We start from the raw sequence: 20,723 nt of genomic DNA on the forward strand, positions 1-20,723 counted from the left end.
AAATCGGGCGAGCGCGTCTCCAGTTCCATTTCGTCTGTCTGATCCGGTTTCCTGAACCTGACATAAGGTCTGACCTGGCTGCATGAATACCCAAGAGGCGAAGATCGTCCTCGAGACTGCTTTGATTTGCGCGCAGGAGCCGCTCAAGCTCGGTGATTTGCGCAAGCTGTTTGCCGACGGCGTTTCTGCCGACGCGGTACGCACATTGCTCGAAGATCTCAGGAGTGACTGGTCGGGACGCGGCGTCGAACTGGTCGGGCTCGCTTCGGGCTGGCGCTTTCAGAGCAAGCCGGCGATGCGCACGTATCTCGATCGGCTGCATCCGGAGAAGCCGCCCAAATACTCGCGTGCCGTGCTGGAAACGCTCGCGATCATTGCTTACCGGCAGCCGGTCACGCGGGGCGATATCGAGGAAATTCGCGGCGTCACGGTCAATACGCAGGTCGTGAAGCAACTCGAAGACCGTGGCTGGATCGAGGTGATCGGGCATCGCGACGTGCCGGGCCGTCCGGCGTTGTACGCCACGACGCGCCAATTTCTCGACGACCTCGGATTGAAGTCGCTCGACGAATTGCCGCCGCTCGACGACCCGTCCGCGCAGCTCAATGTCGAGATGCTCGGCCAGAGTGCGATCGACTTTGCCGATGAGGCGGAAGCGGCGGCTCAGTCTGGCGGCGAGCACGAAGCGCAGAACGATAGCGGCGTTGAGACCGCGCACGAGACGAACGAGGAGCCGCAGGTTCTGTCCGCAGCCCACAACGGCTTCGACAACGCGGTCGCTGAGCATCAAGCGGACGACGGAAGTCGGGCAGTGTCCGGAAACGAAGACGAAGCGCCGGCGGCGAGTGGGTCCGGATACGAAAGCAGCGCAAGAGACGAAAGCGTCGTAGCTGGGGGCGCGAGCCAACTGGCGCAAGCCGACGAGATTCCGTCCGCAGATGCGGCTAGCACGCCGCTGCAAGCGCCGCAGGCCGGGAACGGCAGCAGTACCGAAACACAAGAATCGATCGCCGGCAGCGCGTCTGCCGGGGATGAACCGCCTCTGGCCGGCAACGGGCTGGCGGACGGCGAGAACGTTGACGCTGCGCAGGGCGAACCCGCCAAGCGCGAGGCCAACGGCGAACACGGCGAGGCGACTGTGTCCGGACACCGTCCGGAGCAGAACGCCGACGAAGCGCCGGAAGACGGCCGCGACGCGGAGCAGGACCGGGACATGCCGGCCAGCCCCGAGGCCGCGTCCCGTAACGCCTGACCTGAACAAACACCTGTGCCGCGCCCGCAAGGGGCGCGCGCGACCTGACATTTCGAGGTTGTTTTGACACATACCCATGACACCGATTCGACCGGGGCGTCCGAGTCCGGGCATGCCGCACAACCGGCGCAGGCCGGTGAGCCGAACGTGACGACCGGCGCCGCCGACGGCGCGCAGCCGGGCGCTCAAGGCCAGGGCGGGCAGGCAGAGGATCGTCCCCGCCGGGGACTGCGCCGCGGTCCGCGCAGTCTGATTGCTCGCCGCCGCGCGGGTTCGAAGACAAAGAACGCCGAAGGCTCGACCGAGCAGGCCGCGCCTGCGCCCGCCGTGACGGAAGCGCCGCCCGACGGCGTGGTGGTCGCGCAGGTACGCACCCCGCGCAAGGAGAAGGGGCCGAAGCCCGAAGGCGGGCGTCGCAATGCGGCGGGCGGCAAGCGCCAGAAAGGTCAGGGAGGTCAGGGCCGCAGCCCGGGTGACGCCCCGCAAGGCCGGCAGGGCCAGGCAGGCGCGAGCACGGAGGGTGCAGCCCAGGACGACCTGTTCCTTTACGTGACCTCCCCGGCCTTCGACGCCGACAACAGCGCTCCGGGCTCGGGCGTGCGCGCGCCGATGTTGCGCCGCGGCCGTCCTCAGGCGCCCAAGCGCGTGCTTTCGCCGGACGACGACGCACCCAAGCTCCATAAGGTTCTCGCCGAGGCCGGCATGGGCTCGCGCCGCGAGATGGAAGAACTGATCGTCGCCGGTCGCGTGTCTGTGAACGGCGAGCCCGCACACATCGGTCAGCGCATCCTGCCCACCGATCAGGTTCGCATCAACGGCAAGCCCGTCAAGCGCAAGCTGCAGAGCAAGCCGCCGCGCGTGCTGCTCTATCACAAGCCCACGGGCGAGATCGTGAGTCATGCCGATCCCGAGGGGCGTCCGTCCGTGTTCGACAAGCTGCCGCCCATGAAGACGGCCAAATGGCTCGCGGTGGGCCGCCTCGACTTCAACACCGAAGGCCTGTTGATGCTGACGACGTCCGGCGACCTCGCCAACCGGTTCATGCATCCGCGCTATAGCGTGGAGCGCGAGTACGCGGTGCGGGTAGTGGGAGAGCTGACCGAAGGCTCGCGCCAGAAGCTGCTGCGCGGCGTCGAACTCGACGACGGTCCCGCGAACTTCCTGCGCATTCGCGACGGCGGCGGCGAAGGCACGAATCACTGGTATCACGTTGCGCTTGCCGAAGGCCGTAACCGCGAGGTGCGGCGCATGTTCGAGGCGGTCGGCCTGATGGTGAGCCGCCTCATCCGCACGCGGCACGGTCCGATCTCGTTGCCGCGCGGCCTGAAGCGCGGCCGCTGGGAAGAACTCGAGGACAACCAGGTGCGCAGCTTGATGTCGTCGGTCGGCCTCAAGGCGCCTGTCGAGGAGAAGGGCGGTCGCAACGGTGCACCGGAGCGCCGCCAGCCGGACCCGATGGAGACATCGATGGGCTTCATCCACAAGGAGCCCGTATTGACCGCGCACGGCAACTTCAACCAGCCGCGTCAAGGCCGTCGAGGCGGCGCGGGCGGGATGGGTGGCGGTACGGGCGGCTTCGGCAATAACGCCGGCTCGGGTTATGGCGGCCGCGGTGGCCAGGCGGGCGGTCACACGGGTGGCCGGGGCGGCGTGGGCGGTCAGGGTGGCCGCGGCGGACGCGACGTCGACGGCAACCGGGCGCCGGCTCCTGCCAAGCGTGGCTCGGGCAAGGCCAATCCCAATCCGAACGCCAATGCCAACGGCAATGGCAACCGCCGTTCGGGCAACAACAACGGTACGGGCGGGCAGCGCGGTGGCCAGCGCGGGCCGCAGCGCAACCGCTCCCGCGGTCACTGAAGCCCGAGGGCGGCGCGAAACCCGAGGTGAAAAGCCTTGAGAATCAAGGCGCGCCGCCCCATATGACAAAGCATCGGGAAGCCTTGCCGGTTTGCGTTCATATCGGAAAAAGGCTACAATTGCGAAGTCGCTGGGCGCGCGGTTTCACAATGTGCGGCTCAGATGCGACCACCGGTTAGAAGAAGATGGGCGTTCAGCCCATTTTTTTTTGGTCGAAACGGTTGCGCATCTCGGGTCGGGCGGGAACGGAACGGGCACGCCCACCTGGTGCGCAGCCCGCGCGAGATGTTCGCAGGCTTGTCGCGCGAACATCTGGAGTGGGCATTGTGCAACTGACGGAACTGATAGAAACCACGGTCTCGGGCCTCGGCTACGAACTGGTCGATCTCGAACGCACCGGGCGCGGCATGTTGACCGTGTATATCGACCAGCCCCAGGGCATTGCGATCGAAGATTGCGAAAAGGTCACGCGTCAGTTGCAGCACGTCCTGACGGTCGAGAACATCGACTACGAACGGCTCGAGGTGTCGTCGCCGGGCCTCGATCGCCCGCTCAAGAAGCTGGCGGACTTCGAACGCTTCGCGGGAAGCGAAGTGGTGATCACGCTGAAAAAGCCATTGGACGGACGGAAATCGTACCGGGGCATCCTGCATGCTCCCGAGGGCGAAACGATCGGTCTGGAATTCGAAGGGAAACAAGGCGCAGCAATGCTCGATTTCACGCTCGCGGACATCGATCGCGCGCGCCTTGTGCCCAAAGTTGACTTTAGGAGCCGCAAATAATGAGTCGCGAAGTGTTGATGCTGGTGGATGCGCTGGCACGCGAGAAGAATGTCGACAAGGACGTGGTCTTTGCCGCCCTTGAAGCGGCGCTTGCATCGGCATCGAAGAAACTCTTCGACGAAAACGCGGACATCCGCGTCCATATCGACCGGGAAAGCGGCGAGCACGAAACGTATCGCCGCTGGCGCGTCGTGCCGGACGAGGCGGGCCTCCAGGAGCCGGATCAGGAAATCCTGCTGTTCGAAGCGCGCGAGCAGAAGCCCGATGCGCAGGTGGACGACTACATCGAGGAACCGGTGCCGTCCATCGAGTTCGGCCGCATCGGCGCGCAGGCCGCCAAGCAGGTGATCTTGCAGAAGGTGCGCGACGCGGAGCGCGAGCAGATTCTGAACGACTTCCTCGAGCGCGGCGAAAGCATCATGACGGGATCCGTCAAGCGTCTCGACAAGGGCAACTTCATCGTCGAATCGGGTCGTGTGGAAGCGCTGCTGCGCCGCGATCAGCTGATTCCGAAGGAGAACCTGCGCGTGGGCGACCGCGTGCGCGCGTGGATCGCGAAGGTCGACCGCACGGCGCGTGGTCCGCAGATCGAGCTTTCGCGCACCGCGCCCGAATTCCTCGTGAAGCTCTTCGAAATGGAAGTGCCGGAAATCGAACAGGGCCTGCTGGAAATCAAGGCTGCCGCACGCGATCCGGGCGTTCGCGCGAAAATCGGCGTGGTGGCGTACGACAAGCGTATCGATCCGATCGGCACCTGCGTCGGCATTCGCGGCTCGCGCGTGCAGGCCGTGCGCAATGAGCTCGGTGGCGAAAACGTCGACATCGTGCTATGGTCGGAAGATCCCGCCCAGTTCGTTATCGGCGCGCTCGCGCCGGCTGCTGTCCAGTCGATCGTCGTCGACGAGGAAAAGCATTCGATGGACGTCGTCGTCGACGAAAGCGAACTGGCTGTCGCGATTGGCCGCAGCGGCCAGAACGTGCGGCTTGCCAGCGAGCTCACCGGCTGGCAGATCAACATCATGACGCCGGACGAATCTGCGCAGAAGCAGAACCAGGAACGTACGGTCCTGCGCGATCTGTTCATGGCGCGGCTCGATGTGGACGAGGAAGTCGCCGACATCCTGATCGACGAAGGCTTTACGAGCCTCGAAGAGATCGCCTACGTGCCGCTCAACGAGATGCTCGAAATCGAGGCGTTCGACGAGGACACGGTGCACGAGCTGCGCAACCGCGCACGCGACGCGCTGCTCACGATGGCGATCGCCAACGAGGAGAAGGTGGAGAGCGCCGTGCTCGACCTGAAGAGCCTTGACGGCATGGACGCGGACCTTCTCGCGAAGCTTGCCGAGCAACAGATCCATACGCGCGACGATCTCGCGGAGCTGGCAGTCGACGAACTGGTCGAGATGACAGGAATGGAAGAGGACGCCGCCAAGGCGTTGATCATGAAAGCACGTGAACACTGGTTCCAGTGAAAGATGACCAGGACCTGAACGGGACCCGACCATGAAGCACTGAACCTGACGCGGCCGGATGTCGAAGGGCCGCACGATCCGATGTCAACCGCAAGGAATGGATCCTTGCATCAAGAGGAATGAATGGCGAGTAACAACGTAGCCCAATTTGCCGCGGAACTGAAAATGCCTGCTGGCGTGCTGCTCGAGCAGTTGCAGGCGGCAGGCGTCCAGAAAGCGAGCGAAGACGATGCCCTGTCCGAGACGGACAAGGCGCGCCTGCTCGACCACTTGCGCAAGTCCCACGGTTCCACCGACGGCGACAAGCGCAAGATCACGCTGACGCGCCGGCATACGTCGGAGATCAAGCAGTCCGACGCGACGGGTAAGGCTCGCACCATTCAGGTCGAAGTGCGCAAGAAGCGCACGTTCGTTCGCCGCGACGAGTCGGCCGAACAGGCCGAGGCATCGAATCATGCGACCGCCGACGACGAGCTCGAGCTTCAGCGCCGCGAGGAGCAGGCACGCCGTGAGGCGGAACTGCTCGAGAAGCAGGCGCAGGAGCTGAGGGAACGCCAGGAACGGCTCGAACGCGAAGAAGCGGAGCGCCGCGCGCGGGAAGAAGCGGCTGAAGCCGAGCGCCGCCGTGCCGAAGAGGACGCGGCGAAGAAGCGCGCGGCGGCCGAAGCCGCGGCACGCGAGCTGGCTGCCCAGACGGTCGAGGCCGAACGTACGGCCACAACCGAGCAGGACGAAGCACGCGCAGCAGCCGAGCGCGCGGCTCAGCGTGAAGCGGCGAAGAAAGCCGAAGACGCCGCCCGCGAAGCATCCGAAAAGGCGCGCGCCGAGCAGGAAGAGATCGCTCGCCGCCGCGCTGCTGCGGAAGCCGAAGCACGCGCCATCCGCGAAATGATGAACACGCCGCGCAAGGCCCAGGTGAAGGCGCCCGAACCAGCGAAGCCGGTCGAGGCACCGAAGGCCGCCGAGGCGAAGGGTACGCTGCACAAGCCCGCGCGTCCGGCCGGCGAAGTCGCTCGCCCGGCAGTCAAGAAGGCCGGCGCGCCGGCACCGGCCGCAACGCCCGCTTCGCCGGCGGCGCCGGCAGGCGATCGCGCCAAGAAGCCCGGCGGCAAGGGTGGCTGGCAGGACGACGCCGCCAAGCGTCGCGGCATCAAGACGCGCGGCGACACGAGCGGCGGTGTGGATCGCGGCTGGCGCGGCGGCCCGAAGGGCCGGGGCAAGCATCAGGATGCGGGCTCCGCGTTCCAGGCGCCCACCGAGCCGATCGTGCGCGAAGTGCACGTGCCGGAAACCATCACGGTGGCCGACTTGGCTCACAAGATGTCGGTGAAGGCATCCGAGGTCATCAAGGTCATGATGAAGCTCGGCCAGATGGTCACGATCAACCAGATGCTCGACCAGGAAACGGCGATGATCGTCGTCGAAGAACTGGGCCACCGTGCGGTTGCGGCCAAGCTCGACGACCCGGAAGCGTTGCTCGTGGAAGGCGAGGCCTCCGACGCGGAAATGCTGCCGCGTCCGCCGGTCGTCACGGTGATGGGCCACGTGGACCACGGCAAGACCTCGCTGCTCGATTACATCCGCCGCGCGAAGGTGGCGGCGGGCGAAGCGGGCGGCATTACGCAGCACATCGGCGCTTACCACGTCGAAACGCCGCGCGGCGTGATCACGTTCCTCGACACGCCGGGTCACGAGGCCTTCACGGCCATGCGTGCCCGCGGCGCGAAGGCGACGGACATCGTGATTCTCGTGGTGGCGGCCGACGACGGCGTGATGCCGCAGACGAAGGAAGCCATCGCGCACGCGAAGGCAGCGGGCGTGCCGCTCGTCGTGGCGATCAACAAGATCGACAAGCCGGACGCGAATCCCGAGCGTGTGAAGCAGGAGCTCGTCGCCGAAGGCGTCGTGCCGGAAGAATACGGTGGCGATTCGCCGTTCGTGCCAGTGTCCGCGAAGACGGGTGCCGGCATCGACGACCTGCTCGAAAACGTGTTGCTGCAGGCCGAAGTGCTGGAACTCACGGCACCGGTCGATGCGCCGGCCAAGGGCCTCGTGATCGAAGCGAAGCTCGACAAGGGCAAGGGTCCGGTTGCAACTGTGCTCGTGCAGTCGGGCACGCTGAGCCGCGGCGACGTTGTGCTCGCAGGCAGCGCCTACGGCCGCGTGCGCGCGATGCTCGACGAAACCGGCAAGCCGGCGAAGGAAGCCGGCCCGTCCATTCCGGTCGAAATTCAGGGTCTTTCGGAAGTGCCGGCTGCGGGCGAGGAAGTCATCGTGCTGCCGGACGAGCGCAAGGCCCGCGAAATTGCCCTGTTCCGTCAAGGCAAGTTCCGCGACGTGAAGCTGGCGAAGCAGCAGGCCGCGAAGCTCGAAAGCATGCTGGAGCAGATGGGCGAAGGCGAAGTGCAGAACCTGCCGCTCATCGTCAAGGCGGACGTGCAGGGCTCGCAGGAAGCGCTGGTGCACGCGCTGCTCAAGCTCTCCACCGACGAGGTGCGCGTGCAGATCGTGCACGGCGCAGTGGGTGGCATCACCGAAAGCGACGTCAACCTGGCCACGGCTTCGAAGGCGGTCATCATCGGCTTCAACACGCGCGCGGATGCTCAGGCGCGCAAGCTGGCCGAAACCAACGGCGTGGATATCCGCTACTACAACATCATCTACGACGCTGTGGATGAGGTGAAGGCGGCGATGTCCGGCATGTTGGCACCGGAGAAGCGCGAGATCGTCACCGGCATGGTCGAAGTCCGTCAGGTCTTCAAGGTGCCGAAGGTCGGCACGGTGGCGGGCTGTATGGTCACGGACGGCGTGGTCAAGCGTACGTCGTCGGTGCGCGTGCTGCGCAACAACGTGGTCATCCACACCGGCGAGCTCGATTCGCTCAAGCGCTTCAAGGACGACGTCAAGGAAGTGAAGCAGGGCTTCGAGTGCGGTATGTCGATCAAGAACTTCAACGACATCGTCGAAGGCGACCAGTTCGAAGTCTTCGAGATCACCGAAGTGGCGCGTACGCTGTAATAGCCGGCGCTACGCATCCGGGCGGGGCGGGCGCAAGCCGGCTCCGCCCTTTGTTTTTGGGCGCCGCGCGCCGTGTCTCAGCGGCATGGCGCGCCGCCCCTCAGCCGATGAACGGCTTACGGATTCACCATGGCGAAGAAACGCACTTCCCCCAATCGCAACGTGCAGATTGCTGACCAGATTCAGCGCGACCTTTCCGAACTCGTGAGTCGCGAGGTCAAGGACCCGCGCGTCGGTCTCGTCACGATCCAGAGCGTGGAGCTCACGCCCGATTATGCGCACGCGAAGGTCTATTTCACGACGCTCACGGGCGACCCCGAGCAAACGCGGCAGGCGCTCAACCACGCGGCCGGTCACCTGCACAACCTGCTTTTCAAGCGCCTGCACATCCATACCGTGCCCACGCTGCACTTCTTCTACGACAAGACGATCGAACAGGCCGTCGAAATGTCGCGTCTCATCGACGAGGCGAATGCCACGCGCGCGAAGGACGACTGAGCCGCGCACGCATGACTGCATCTTCCGGAACTCCGCGGCCGAAGCTGCCGCGCCGCGCGCTCGATGGCGTGTTGCTGCTCGACAAGCCCGTGGGTCTGTCCAGCAACGACGCGCTGATTCGCGCCAAACGTCTTTTCCTCGCGAAGAAGGCGGGGCACACGGGCACGCTGGATCCGCTCGCATCGGGCCTGCTGCCGCTGTGTTTCGGCGAGGCCACCAAGTTTTCGCAAGACCTGCTCGATGCGGACAAGACCTATGAGGCCACGATGCGCCTCGGCATTCGCACGGCGACGGGCGATGCCGAAGGCGAGGTCATCGCCACGCGCGAAGTCCATTGCGACGAGGCCGCCGTGCGGCGCGCGCTCGACGGCTTTCGTGGCGAGATCGTCCAGGTGCCGCCCATGTATTCGGCGCTCAAGCGCGACGGCAAGCCACTCTACGAATACGCGCGGGCAGGGCAGGTCGTGGAGCGCGAAGGCCGGCGCGTGACGATTCATGCGCTCGACCTGATCGCCTGCGCGCTGCCCGACGTCACGTTTCGCGTGACATGCAGCAAGGGCACCTACGTGCGCACGCTGGCCGAGGATATCGGCGAAGCGCTGGGTTGCGGGGCACATCTGGTCGCGCTGCGCCGCACGGGTGTCGGCGCGTTGACGCTCGAGCATGCGATCACCCTGGACGCGCTCTCCGATGCACCCGAAGCGACGCGCGACGCCTGGCTGCAGCCCGTGGACGCGCTGCTCAGCACGTTCCCGGCAGTGCATCTCGATGCCGTGGCAACGAAGCGCTTTCTGCATGGCCAGCGTTTGCGCCTGGACGAACTGACGATCGACGCTGCGCTTACCGAAGCTCCCGAGACCCCGCGCGTGCGCGTATATGGCGACGACGGCCGGCTGTTGGGTGTCGCGAAGGCGCGCGAGGGTGTGCTGGCGCCGGAGCGCCTCGTCGTGACGGCGGCTTCATAGGAATCGACAAAGCGAGGCGCGCAGAGGAGGAGCAAAACAAAAGGCGTTGCTGCCCACCTACCAAGGGGCAGCAACGCCTTTTTTGTTTGCCTGCGCCGCGGCGCTCAATGCGCTGCCGAAGCCGCCGCACCCGCATCGCCGCCGCCCGCGCGTTCGGGCCGCGTGATCCAGATCAGCGCGATTAGCGCTACGAAAATGCCCGCCGACACGTAAAACAGATCGTTGACGCCGAGCTGCGCGGCCTGCTGCGTCACCATGTTATTGAAGAGGCCGTGCGCTTGCGGCTCGGTGAAGCCCGCGCCCTGCATTTGCCGCATCGACTGGTCGAAGACGGGATTGAACGCGTTGGCCTGCTCGGTGAGCTGGGCGTGGTGAAGGATCGTGCGATGGTCCCACGCCGTCTGGAAGATCGATGTGCCGATGCCGCCGCACATGATCCGCACGAAGTTGGAGAGACCCGACGCCGCCGGAATGCGGTGGCCCGGCAGCCCCGACAACGTGATCGAGACGAGCGGAATGAAGAAGCCGGCCATGCCGATGCCCTGGATCAGCGTCGGCAGCGTGAGCGACCACGTGTCCACACCGGTCGTGTAGAGCGAGCGCATCCAGAAGATCAACGCGAAGATCAGGAACGACGCGGTCGCAATGTAACGCGGGTCCGTGCGCGGCAGGATCTTGCCTGTTACCGGCGAGAGCAGGATCGCGAACAGCCCCACGGGCGCCATCACGAGGCCGGCGTCCGTCGCGGTGTAGCCGATGTCCGTTTGCAGCCACAGCGGCAGCAGCACGAGGTTGCCGAAGTAGAGCCCGTAGCCCACCGAGAGCGCCACCGTGCCGCCCGTGAAATTGCGCAGGCTGAAGAGCGAGAGGTCCACCACGGGGTGATCGGCGGTCAGTTCCCACACCACGAAGAACGCGAACGCGATCACGGCGACGAGCGCAAGCACGACGATGGTCGCCGACGAAAACCAGTCGAGGTCCTTGCCCTTGTCCAGCATGACTTGCAGCGAACCCACCCACGTGACGAGGAGCGCAAGACCCACCATGTCGATGGGCGCTTTCTTCACGATCGAATCGCGGTTGCGGAAGATCGCCCATGTGGCGAGCGCCGCCACCGTGCCCACGGGAATATTCACGTAGAAGATCCACGGCCACGAGATGTTGTCGGAGATCCAGCCGCCGAGAATCGGACCGGCCACGGGCGCGATCAGCGTCGTCATGGCCCACATCGAGAGCGCCATCGGTGCTTTCGCGCGCGGGTAGCTGGCGAGCAGGAGCGTTTGCGAGAGCGGGATCATCGGACCGGCCACGGCGCCCTGGAGCACGCGCGAAGCGAGCAGGAACGGCAGCGTGGGCGCGAGGCCGCACATCCACGACGAGATCACGAACAGCACGATCGACGCCATGAAAAGGCGCACCTGGCCGATGCGGTCCGTGAGCCAGCCCGTGAGCGGCACTGAAATGGCGTTCGCCACGGCGAAGGAGGTGATGACCCACGTGCCCTGGTCGGAGGACACGCCGAGGTCGCCGGAAATAGACGGAATCGAGACGTTCGCGATCGACGTGTCGAGCACGTTCATGAACACCGCGAGCGAGACCGCGATCGTACCGATCACGAGTTGCGCGCCGGAGAGCGGCGGGTGAGCAGCTTGTGGCTGGGACATGAGAGCATGAAGGGGCGCTTGCGCGCCCCTTTCCGATGTATGCGGGTAGGAAGTTGCCGTGCGGGCGGCTTGCCCTTACATCAGCTTCGCGGTGCGCGAGGCCATCGCCTTTTGCGCCGTGCTGGCCGTCTTGCTGTTCGCGTTCGAGCCGGCGTTTTCGGCGATGATCCGTGCGATCTCGGCATCGGCATCCGCACCGTAGTGATCGAACACGTTGGTCTGGTAGACCGTGTTCTGCGCGTTGCCGAGCTGGCCGCCGCTCTCGTCCTTGACCGTCACGTCGACCTGCATCGAGAGACCGATACGCAGCGGATGCTTCGCGAGGTCGGCCGGATCGATTTCCACGCGCACCGGCAGGCGTTGAACCACCTTGATCCAGTTGCCCGTGGCGTTCTGCGCCGGCAGCAGCGAGAAGGCCGAGCCGGTGCCGGCCGAGAACCCCACCACCTTGCCGTGATACACCACCGACGAACCGTAGACGTCAGCCGTCATTTCCACGGGCTGGCCGATGCGCATGTGGTTCAGCTGCACTTCCTTGAAGTTCGCATCGACCCACACTGCGTTCAGCGGCACCACGGACATCAGCGGCGTGCCCGGCGACACGCGCTGGCCCACCTGCACCGAGCGCTTCGCGACGTAGCCGTCCACCGGCGCGGGCAGTACGTTGCGCGCATTGGCGAGATACGCGTCGCGGACCTTCGCGGCTGCGGACATCACGTTCGGATGCGTCGAGATCGTGGTGTTCGCAGTGAGCGCGCGGTTCGCGGCGAGCTGCTGCTCGGCTGCGTTCAGCGCGGCCTGGGCGCTCGCGACGGCATCGCGTGCGTGCGAGATTTCTTCCTGCGAGACAGCGCCCGTCTGCGCCACCTGCATGCGGCGGTGCAGGTCGTCCTGGGCGCGCTTCAGGTCCGATTCACGCTGCGCCACCTGGGCTTCGTACTGGCTGTCGTCGGCGAAGAGGCCGCGCACCTGGCGCACGGTCTGCGCGAGATTGGCTTCGGCCTGTTCCAGCGCGACGCGCGCATCGGCGGGGTCGAGCACGACGAGCGGGTCGCCGGCCTTCACGGTCTGCGTGTCGTCGGCCTTCACCGCGACTACGGTACCGGTCACCTGCGGCGTGATCTGCACGACGTTGCCGTTCACGTAGGCGTCGTCGGTGCTTTCGTGAAAGCGCGCGTCGAGGAAGTAGTAAAGACCGTAGGCAACTGCCGCGATCAGAATCACGACGACGAGCAGCGCCATCAGGCGCTTGCGTTTGCCGTTGGCATTGGCGGGCTGCGGGTTGGCCGCCGGTTGTTGCGGGGTGCTCATGACAGGGCTCTCCAGTGCTTTCGTGCTGTTCGTTCGATTGTTCTTTGTGGCTGTTCTTTAATTCGAGGCGGTCGCGGTTGCGCTCGCGGTGACCTTCGCTGCTGATGTTGCTGCGGGGCTTGCTGCCGATGTTGCCGGCGTTGCCGTCGCGCCTTGCTGGCCCGCCGCGGGCTGCGCAGCGGGTGTGACGGGTGGCGCGGGCTCGGGGCTCCACGGTGCGCCGTTCGTGTTCACCGCGACGGGCGGTACGAGCCCGGCGTCCTTCGCATCGAAGCCGCCGCCCAGCGCCGTAATGAGCGCCATCTGCATGTCGCGGCGGCGCATGTTGAGGTTCGTCACCGTTTGCTCCGCGGCGAGGCGGTTCTGGTCGGCGCTCAGCACCTGCAACTGCGGCGACAACCCGGCGCGGTAGCGCACGACCGCAAGCTGCCACGCCTTCGTCGAGGCATCCAGCGCGTGCTGCGCATCGACGAGCTGCTGGTCGGCCGAACGGATCGACGCGACCTGCGTGGCGACGTCGTTGAGCGCGTTGATGAGCGTCTGATCGTAGTTGGCGACGTCCAGATCGAAGTCGGCGTAGCGGCCTTTCAGCTGGGCACGCAGGGCGCCCGCGTCGAAGATCGGCAGATGGATCGCCGGGCCCGCCTGGATCTGGCGGCTCGAAGCGTGCAGAAAGCGGCCCCAGCCGAACGCATCGAAGCCGAAGCCCGCGGCGAGGTTGATGTCCGGGAAGAACTCGGCCTTCGCTTCCTTCACGTCGTGCGTGGCGGCTTCCACTTGCCAGCGCGCGGCGACGATGTCGGGCCGGCGCGCGATCAGATCGGCGGGCAGGTTGTCGGGCAGCGTGATGTTGGCGAGCGGATTCAGCGTGGGCTGCGCGATCTGCAGGCCGCGGTCCGGCCCCTTGCCGAGCAGGGCGCCCAACTGGTAGCGCACGGCCTGGATCTGGCCGTCGAGGTCGCTCAGGTTGGACTGGCTCGTCGCGATGTTGCCGTTCGCCGTCTCGCGCTCCACGTTGGTGTCGAGCCCGGCTGTCACGCGCTGGTTCGTGATCGTCCCGATGGTCTTGCGGTTGTCGATCTCGCGTGCCGCGATGTCGCGCAACGCGTAGAGCTGGGCAAGCTGGTTGTAGGTGCGCGCGACGGAGGAGGCGAGCGTGATGCGCGTCTGCTGCATATCGGCTTCGGCCGCCTTTTCCTGCGAGACGGCCTGCCCGAGCCGCTGGCGGTTCTTGCCCCACACGTCGAGTTCCCACGAGGCGCTGGCGAGCACGTTATTCTCGCTATACCAGTTGCCGCCGTACGGAGGCGGGTAGAGCCCGTTGCCGGAAAGCAGCTCGCGCGTCCACGAATAGCTGCCTTCCACCTTGGGGTAGAGATTCGACTTCGAGCTTTCGATGTACGACTGCGCCTTCGCGAGCCGCGCCTGCGCCTGCGCGATGGTGGGGTTGCCCGCCAGCGCTTCGTCGATCAGCGCAGACAGTTGCGGGTCGCCGAACTGCCTCGCCCAGTCGAGCGTGGGCCATTGCCCGCCCTGAGCCGGGATGCTTTGCGAGGACTCGTACTGCGTGGAATCGGCGATCGCCTTGTCGCTCTTGATGCCGAAGTAGTTCGCGCAGCCGGAGAAGGCGAGCGCCGTCGCCGCGGCCGCCACGGCAAGGGCGATGCGCCGGTACGACGGCGTGGGCGCAGACAGGGATGAGGGTTTCATTGCGCGTCTCGTTGCCTGAAAGGTGTCGGTGTGTGTGTCCGTAATGCTGGACGGTGCAGCTAATTTGATCAGCTGTTCTTCTTCAACTGCTTGCCAGGTCACGCATTGTCGGCGGCGTTGCAACTGCAGGCATTGCCGAGAATGCGCCGCAACATGCTCTTCAGAAAACCGATTTCCTCCGGCGAGAGGCCGGCGGTGAGCCGGTCGATCACACCCGAGAAGATGGCCGGCATGCGCCGCGCGAGCGCGAGACCTTCCGGCGTGAGCGCGAGCCGCACGGCACGCCGGTCTTCGGAACTGCGCACCCGCTCGAGCAGGCCGCGCTTCTCCAGCCGGTCCACGAGGCGCGTGACCGCGCTCGCGTCGATGCCGTACTCGCGTGCGAGTTCAGCCGCCAGCACGCACTTGCCACTTGCCACCATGAAGAGCACGCTGGCCTGCTGGCTCGTGATGCCCAGCTCCGCCATGGTGCGCTGATTGACCAGGTTCGACATGCTCGATTTCACCCGCGCGAGCAGATAGCCGACGCTCTCGCCGAACTGGTAGTTGAGCAGGTCCGATGAAGCGGCGGCGGCCTGCGGCGGCTGTGAAGCTGGAGTGGGATCGGCCATGATTCTCGTGCGACTGCAATGGTTGACCAGGCAGGCATTATAGGGGTGATTAATTGACGCGGCAAGTGTTTTCTCAGCTTAGGCAGGGAATCGATGGATTGCTAGCGGATTACTCCCTGCGGGCTTGCCGTGTCGTCCGTCCGTAGCCGTTGAATTGCCCGTGGAATTGCGGCTTGCGCATCGTTCGAGGCGTTCTCCTTATGACCCTTATCAATTTGTTCACGTGAACGTGCTAGAATTTTGGGTTCCCAAGAGTGCGCTCTGTGCCGGTTCGGATTCGCCGAGCCGGTTTTGCCTCGCCCGTCGCCCCGCGGCCTTCCCGGTCCCGGCTTTTTGCGACAGCAGGCGTCGGTAGTCGGCATTGCCGCAAGGAATCGTCTGGCGCACTCCAACTGTTCCCAGGTTTCTATGTCCCGCGCCCTTCGCAATATCGCCATCATCGCCCACGTCGACCACGGCAAGACCACGCTCGTCGACCAGCTGCTCCGCCAGTCCGGCACGTTCCGCGAAAACCAGCAGATCGCCGAACGCGTGATGGACTCCAATGACATCGAGCGGGAGCGCGGCATCACGATTCTCGCCAAGAACTGCGCCGTCGAATACGAAGGCACGCACATCAACATCGTCGACACGCCGGGCCACGCGGACTTCGGCGGCGAAGTGGAGCGCGTGCTCTCGATGGTGGATTCGGTGCTGCTGCTCGTGGACGCCGTGGAAGGCCCCATGCCGCAGACGCGCTTCGTCACGAAGAAGGCACTCGCGCTGGGCCTCAAGCCCATCGTCGTGGTGAACAAGATCGACCGGCCGGGCGCGCGCATCGACTGGGTGATCAACCAGACTTTCGAGCTCTTCGACAAGCTCGGCGCCACCGAAGAGCAGCTCGACTTCCCGGTGGTCTACGCATCGGGCCTGAACGGCTATGCCGGGCTCGATCCGAGCGTGCGCGAAGGCGACATGCGGCCGCTCTTCGACGCCATTCTCGAACACGTGCCGGTGCGCCCGGCCGACCCGGATGCGCCGCTGCAACTCCAGATCACGTCGCTCGACTACTCGACCTACGTCGGCCGTATCGGCGTGGGCCGTATCAGCCGCGGTCGCATCAAGCCGGGCCAGCAGGTCGCGCTGCGCTTCGGCCCGGAAGGCGAGGTACTTACGCGCAAGATCAACCAGGTGCTATCGTTCAGCGGCCTCGAGCGCGTGCAGGTGGAGTCGGCCGAAGCCGGCGACATCGTGCTCATCAACGGTATTGAAGACATCGGCATCGGCGCCACGATCTGCGCGCTCGATACGCCCGAAGCGCTGCCCATGATCACCGTGGACGAGCCGACGCTCACCATGAACTTCCTCGTCAATTCCTCGCCGCTCGCGGGCAAGGAAGGCAAGTTCGTGACGAGCCGCCAGATTCGCGATCGTCTGATGAAGGAGCTGAACCACAATGTGGCGCTGCGCGTGAAGGACACCGGCGACGAAACCGTGTTCGAAGTCTCCGGCCGCGGCGAGCTGCACCTCACGATCCTGATCGAAAACATGCGCCGCGAAGGCTACGAGCTGGCCGTTTCGCGCCCGCGCGTGGTGCTGCACGAAGTGGACGGCGTGAAGCACGAGCCGTACGAGCTCCTCACGGTGGACGTGGAAGATTCGCATCAGGGCGGCGTGATGGAAGAGCTGGGCCGCCGCAAGGGTGAAATGCTCGACATGGCGTCGGACGGCCGCGGCCGCACGCGTCTGGAGTACCGCATTCCGGCGCGGGGCCTGATCGGCTTCCAGGGCGAATTCATGACGCTCACGCGCGGCACGGGCCTGATGAGCCACGTGTTCGACGAGTACGCCCCCGTGAAGGAAGGCTCGCTCGGCGAGCGCCGCAACGGCGTGCTGATCTCGCAGGACGACGGCGCGGCCGTCGCCTATGCGCTGTGGAAGCTCCAGGATCGCGGCCGCATGTTCGTGAAGCCCGGCGACGCGCTCTACGAGGGCATGATCATCGGCATCCATAGCCGCGACAACGATCTCGTCGTGAACCCGATCAAGGGCAAGCAGCTCACGAACGTGCGCGCCTCGGGCACGGACGAAGCGGTGCGCCTCGTGCCGCCCATCCAGATGTCGCTCGAGTACGCGGTCGAATTCATCGACGACGATGAACTCGTGGAAGTGACGCCGCAGTCCATCCGCCTGCGCAAGCGCCACCTGAAGGAGCACGAGCGCCGCCGCGCGAGCCGCGAAGCCGCGGTCGACTGAAGCGCCGCGTCGCGTTCAGCAGTTCGCTGGCAACAAACGGAAAAGCCGCCTTCGGGCGGCTTTTTTTCATGGTTCAGAAAGCGTCGGCCGATGCCGTTAATTGGACGTCGACGAGATGTCGATGGGATGTTGAGGAACATTGCTTTGCATTGCACCACGCGCTGCAAAGCAATGTTGCGAATACCGAAAAGTGCTGACGCGACAGGCGTTTGCGGCGTATCTCGCGGCTATTGGACGCATCCGATCTGTGCTATGCTCCGCGGATGCCAGTTTTAGGTCCTTCCAAGCAAGACTTGATTCGCGCAATCCGCTAAACGGTCAGGCCGTGTCGCGGAAGGTTGAGTAACCCGCTATTTCTCGAGAAACTCGAAGAAAGGTGAGCGTAAAAATGATGAAGCAATTCCAGCTGAACTCGTATCTGTTCGGCGGCAATGCTCCGTACGTCGAAGAATTGTACGAAGCATATCTCGATAATCCGGCGTCAGTGCCCGAGAACTGGCGTGAATACTTCGATGCGCTACAGAACGTTCCCGCATCGGATGGCACATCGGCAAGCGACGTCGCCCACGGTCCCATCGTCGAGTCGTTTGCGCAGCGCGCGAAGGCCAATGCCTTCATCCCGCGCGAAGGCGGCGAAAACCTCGCCACGGCCCGCAAGCAGGTCCACGTCCAGACCCTCATCAGCGCCTATCGCTTCCTCGGCTCGCAATGGGCCAATCTCGATCCCCTGAAGCGTCGCGAGCGTCCCTCCATTCCCGAGCTCGAACCCGCGTTCTACGACTTCACCGAAGCGGACCTCGATCAGACCTACAGCGCAAGCAATCTGTACTTCGGCTTCGAGCAGGCGTCGCTGCGCGAGATCGTCAAGGGTCTGCGCGACACGTACTGCGGCACGATCGGCGCCGAGTTCATGTACATCAGCGACCCGGAACAGAAGCGCTGGTGGCAGGAGCGCCTCGAATCGATCCGCGCTACGCCGAATTTCACCGCCGACAAGAAGAAGCACATCCTGCAGCGCCTGACGGCCGGCGAAGGCCTCGAGCGTTATCTGCACACCAAGTACGTCGGCCAGAAGCGCTTCTCGCTGGAAGGCGGCGAGAGCTTCATCGCCTCCATGGACGAAGTGGTGCGCCACGGGGGCGCCAAGGGCGTGCAGGAAATCGTGATCGGCATGGCCCACCGCGGCCGTCTGAACGTGCTCGTGAACACGCTCGGCAAGATGCCGGCTGACCTCTTCGCCGAATTCGAAGGCAAGCACGTCGACGACCTGCCGGCAGGCGACGTCAAGTACCACAAGGGCTTCTCGTCGGACGTCGCCACCGAAGGCGGCCCGGTCCACCTGTCGCTCGCATTCAACCCGTCGCACCTCGAAATCGTCAACCCGGTGGTGGAAGGCTCGGCCAAGGCCCGCATGGACCGCCGCGGCGACGACGCCGGCCTCCAGGTGCTGCCGGTGCAGATCCACGGCGACGCGGCCTTCGCAGGCCAGGGCGTCGTGATGGAAACGCTGAACCTCGCGCAAACGCGCGGCTACGGCACGCATGGCACGCTGCACATCGTCATCAACAACCAGATCGGCTTCACGACTTCCGACCCGCGCGATGCGCGCTCCACGCTGTATTGCACGGACGTGGTGAAGATGATCGAGGCGCCGGTGCTCCACGTGAACGGCGACGACCCGGAAGCGGTCGTGCTCGCCACGCAGATCGCCATCGACTACCGCATGCAGTTCCACAAGGATGTCGTGATCGACATCGTGTGCTTCCGCAAGCTGGGTCACAACGAGCAGGACACGCCGGCCGTCACGCAGCCGCTGATGTACAAGAAGATCGCGCAGCACCCGGGCACCCGTGCGCTGTACGCCGAGAAGCTCGTGCAGCAGGGCGTGATTGGCGCCGACGACGCGGACGCCTACGTGAAGGCCTACCGCAAGGCCATGGACGACGGCCACCACACGGTCGACCCCGTGCTCTCGAACTACAAGAGCAAGTACGCGGTGGACTGGGTGCCGTTCCTGAACCGCAAGTGGACCGACGCGGCCGACACCGCTGTGCCGCTCGCCGAACTGAAGCGCCTCGGCGAACGCATCACGACGATTCCGGAGAACTTCAAGGTTCACCCGCTCGTCGAGCGCGTGATCAACGACCGTCGCGCCATGGGCCGCGGCGAAGCAGCGCTCGACTGGGGCATGGGCGAACACCTCGCATACGCGTCGCTTGTCGCTTCCGGCTACGCCGTGCGCCTCACGGGCCAGGACTCGGGCCGCGGCACGTTCACGCACCGCCATGCCGTGCTGCATGACCAGAACCGCGAACGCTGGAACGACGGCACGTACATCCCGCTGCAGAATATCGCCGAAGGCCAGGCGAAGTTCACGGTGATCGACTCGGTGCTTTCCGAAGAAGCGGTGCTCGGCTTCGAGTACGGCTATTCGACTGCCGAGCCGAACACGCTCGTGGCATGGGAAGGCCAGTTCGGCGACTTCGCCAACGGCGCGCAGGTCGTGATCGACCAGTTCATCTCGTCGGGCGAAGTGAAGTGGGGCCGCGTGTCGGGTCTCACGATGCTGCTGCCGCACGGCTATGAAGGCCAGGGTCCGGAGCACTCGTCGGCGCGTATCGAGCGCTATCTGCAGCTGTGCGCCGAGCACAACATGCAGGTCGTGCAGCCCACCACGCCGGCGCAGATCTTCCACCTGCTGCGCCGCCAGATGATCCGCCTCTTCCGCAAGCCGCTCATCGTCTTCACGCCGAAGTCGCTGCTGCGCCACAAGGAAGCCGTGTCGGACCTGTCGGAACTCGCGAAGGGCACGTTCCAGCCCGTGATCGGCGAAACCGATGCCTCCATCGACGCGAAGAAGGTCAAGCGCGTCGTGGTCTGCTCGGGCCGCGTGTACTACGACCTCGTCGCGCATCGCCGCGAAGCGAAGGCGGGTGACGTCGCGATCGTCCGTATCGAGCAGCTCTATCCGTTCGCGCACAAGCAGTTCGAAGCGGAAATCAAGAAGTATGACAACGCGACGGAAGTGGTGTGGGTGCAGGACGAGCCGCAGAATCAGGGCCCGTGGTTCTACATCGAGCACCACCTCAAGGAAGGCATGAGGGACGGCATGAAGCTCGCGTACAGCGGCCGTCCGGCTTCGGCTTCGCCGGCTGTGGGCTACTACGCGAAGCACTACGAACAGCAGAAGGCGCTCATCGAAGGCGCCTTCGGCCGGCTCAAGAGCGCGTCCATCGCGAAATAAAGATTGAGCGGACCGGGAAAGCGTGCAGGCGCTTTCCCGCGCTTTGTTGCGCGCTTCATCCCGCGCATTGCCCGCCCGGTCCGCCGTACACGACATACACG

13 protein-coding genes are annotated in these 20,723 nt (G+C 65.1%); 9 read left to right on the forward strand and 4 right to left on the reverse strand.

Annotated elements, in window-relative coordinates; all coding sequences use genetic code 11:
- Window positions 1-82: 82 nt before the first annotated feature.
- The 7 genes from scpB (at window position 83) to truB (ending at window position 9,847) form a co-directional block, all read left to right on the forward strand.
- Entirely contained in the window at window positions 83-1,252 is a 1,170-nt protein-coding gene (gene scpB / locus PKKP23_RS06440; RefSeq protein WP_126876254.1) for an SMC-Scp complex subunit ScpB, read from the forward strand.
- A gap of 63 nt (window positions 1,253-1,315) precedes the next feature.
- On the forward strand, window positions 1,316-3,109 hold the full coding sequence (gene rluB, locus PKKP23_RS06445; RefSeq protein ID WP_126876255.1) for a 23S rRNA pseudouridine(2605) synthase RluB: 1,794 nt from the start codon (window positions 1,316-1,318) through the stop codon (window positions 3,107-3,109).
- Between the two features lie 326 nt (window positions 3,110-3,435).
- The gene (gene rimP, locus PKKP23_RS06450; protein ID WP_026121806.1) at window positions 3,436-3,891 is read left to right on the forward strand and encodes a ribosome maturation factor RimP; all 456 of its coding nucleotides are present in this window, start codon (window positions 3,436-3,438) and stop codon (window positions 3,889-3,891) included.
- Window positions 3,891-5,366 carry a transcription termination factor NusA gene (gene nusA, locus PKKP23_RS06455; protein ID WP_017776545.1) on the forward strand — a complete coding sequence of 492 codons (1,476 nt, stop codon included), beginning with the start codon at window positions 3,891-3,893 and terminating at the stop codon, window positions 5,364-5,366. The genes rimP and nusA overlap by 1 nt, the downstream gene beginning before the upstream one ends.
- Before the next feature lie 123 nt (window positions 5,367-5,489).
- Complete coding sequence (gene infB / locus PKKP23_RS06460) at window positions 5,490-8,384, forward strand: translation initiation factor IF-2 (RefSeq protein ID WP_017776546.1); 2,895 nt, start codon at window positions 5,490-5,492, stop codon at window positions 8,382-8,384.
- Window positions 8,385-8,513: 129 nt separating this feature from the next.
- A complete protein-coding gene (gene rbfA, locus PKKP23_RS06465) occupies window positions 8,514-8,882 on the forward strand; it encodes a 30S ribosome-binding factor RbfA (RefSeq protein ID WP_017776547.1) in 369 nt (122 codons plus the stop codon).
- Window positions 8,883-8,893: 11 nt separating this feature from the next.
- Window positions 8,894-9,847 (forward strand): tRNA pseudouridine(55) synthase TruB, encoded by a 954-nt coding sequence (gene truB, locus PKKP23_RS06470; protein WP_126876256.1) that lies wholly within the window; start codon window positions 8,894-8,896, stop codon window positions 9,845-9,847.
- Between the two features lie 104 nt (window positions 9,848-9,951).
- On the opposite strand, the gene PKKP23_RS06475 is transcribed toward truB, so the two are convergent.
- The 4 genes from PKKP23_RS06475 to PKKP23_RS06490 form a co-directional block, all read right to left on the reverse strand.
- Window positions 9,952-11,511: a DHA2 family efflux MFS transporter permease subunit gene (locus PKKP23_RS06475; protein WP_126876257.1), complete on the reverse strand. Its 1,560-nt coding sequence runs from the start codon at window positions 11,509-11,511 to the stop codon at window positions 9,952-9,954.
- A 75-nt stretch (window positions 11,512-11,586) separates the two neighbouring features.
- Entirely contained in the window at window positions 11,587-12,822 is a 1,236-nt protein-coding gene (locus PKKP23_RS06480; protein ID WP_017776550.1) for an EmrA/EmrK family multidrug efflux transporter periplasmic adaptor subunit, read from the reverse strand.
- Between the two features lie 57 nt (window positions 12,823-12,879).
- Window positions 12,880-14,532, reverse strand: coding sequence for an efflux transporter outer membrane subunit (locus PKKP23_RS06485; RefSeq protein ID WP_126876258.1), 1,653 nt, complete (start codon window positions 14,530-14,532; stop codon window positions 12,880-12,882).
- 98 nt (window positions 14,533-14,630) lie between these two features.
- Entirely contained in the window at window positions 14,631-15,143 is a 513-nt protein-coding gene (locus PKKP23_RS06490) for a MarR family winged helix-turn-helix transcriptional regulator (RefSeq protein WP_017776552.1), read from the reverse strand.
- A gap of 408 nt (window positions 15,144-15,551) precedes the next feature.
- Here PKKP23_RS06490 and typA point away from each other — a divergent pair, with 408 nt between their 5' ends.
- Complete coding sequence (typA, locus tag PKKP23_RS06495; protein WP_126876259.1) at window positions 15,552-17,378, forward strand: translational GTPase TypA; 1,827 nt, start codon at window positions 15,552-15,554, stop codon at window positions 17,376-17,378.
- Between the two features lie 388 nt (window positions 17,379-17,766).
- Entirely contained in the window at window positions 17,767-20,622 is a 2,856-nt protein-coding gene (locus PKKP23_RS06500; protein WP_017776554.1) for a 2-oxoglutarate dehydrogenase E1 component, read from the forward strand.
- Window positions 20,623-20,723 lie beyond the last annotated feature (101 nt).

This window comes from Paraburkholderia kururiensis JCM 10599 = LMG 19447, assembly GCF_003986935.1.
GTDB lineage: Bacteria > Pseudomonadota > Gammaproteobacteria > Burkholderiales > Burkholderiaceae > Paraburkholderia > Paraburkholderia kururiensis.

What these genes read in the sequence shown, in the direction of transcription:
- scpB (WP_126876254.1), top strand. Translation starts at nt 83, where the DNA reads ATGAATACCCAAGAGGCGAAGATCGTCCTCGAGACTGCTTTGATTTGC.
- nusA (WP_017776545.1), top strand. Translation starts at nt 3,891, where the DNA reads ATGAGTCGCGAAGTGTTGATGCTGGTGGATGCGCTGGCACGCGAGAAG.
- infB (WP_017776546.1), top strand. Translation starts at nt 5,490, where the DNA reads ATGGCGAGTAACAACGTAGCCCAATTTGCCGCGGAACTGAAAATGCCT.
- rbfA (WP_017776547.1), top strand. Translation starts at nt 8,514, where the DNA reads ATGGCGAAGAAACGCACTTCCCCCAATCGCAACGTGCAGATTGCTGAC.
- truB (WP_126876256.1), top strand. Translation starts at nt 8,894, where the DNA reads ATGACTGCATCTTCCGGAACTCCGCGGCCGAAGCTGCCGCGCCGCGCG.
- PKKP23_RS06475 (WP_126876257.1), bottom strand. Translation starts at nt 11,511, where the DNA reads ATGTCCCAGCCACAAGCTGCTCACCCGCCGCTCTCCGGCGCGCAACTC.
- PKKP23_RS06480 (WP_017776550.1), bottom strand. Translation starts at nt 12,822, where the DNA reads ATGAGCACCCCGCAACAACCGGCGGCCAACCCGCAGCCCGCCAATGCC.
- PKKP23_RS06485 (WP_126876258.1), bottom strand. Translation starts at nt 14,532, where the DNA reads ATGAAACCCTCATCCCTGTCTGCGCCCACGCCGTCGTACCGGCGCATC.
- PKKP23_RS06490 (WP_017776552.1), bottom strand. Translation starts at nt 15,143, where the DNA reads ATGGCCGATCCCACTCCAGCTTCACAGCCGCCGCAGGCCGCCGCCGCT.
- typA (WP_126876259.1), top strand. Translation starts at nt 15,552, where the DNA reads ATGTCCCGCGCCCTTCGCAATATCGCCATCATCGCCCACGTCGACCAC.
- PKKP23_RS06500 (WP_017776554.1), top strand. Translation starts at nt 17,767, where the DNA reads ATGATGAAGCAATTCCAGCTGAACTCGTATCTGTTCGGCGGCAATGCT.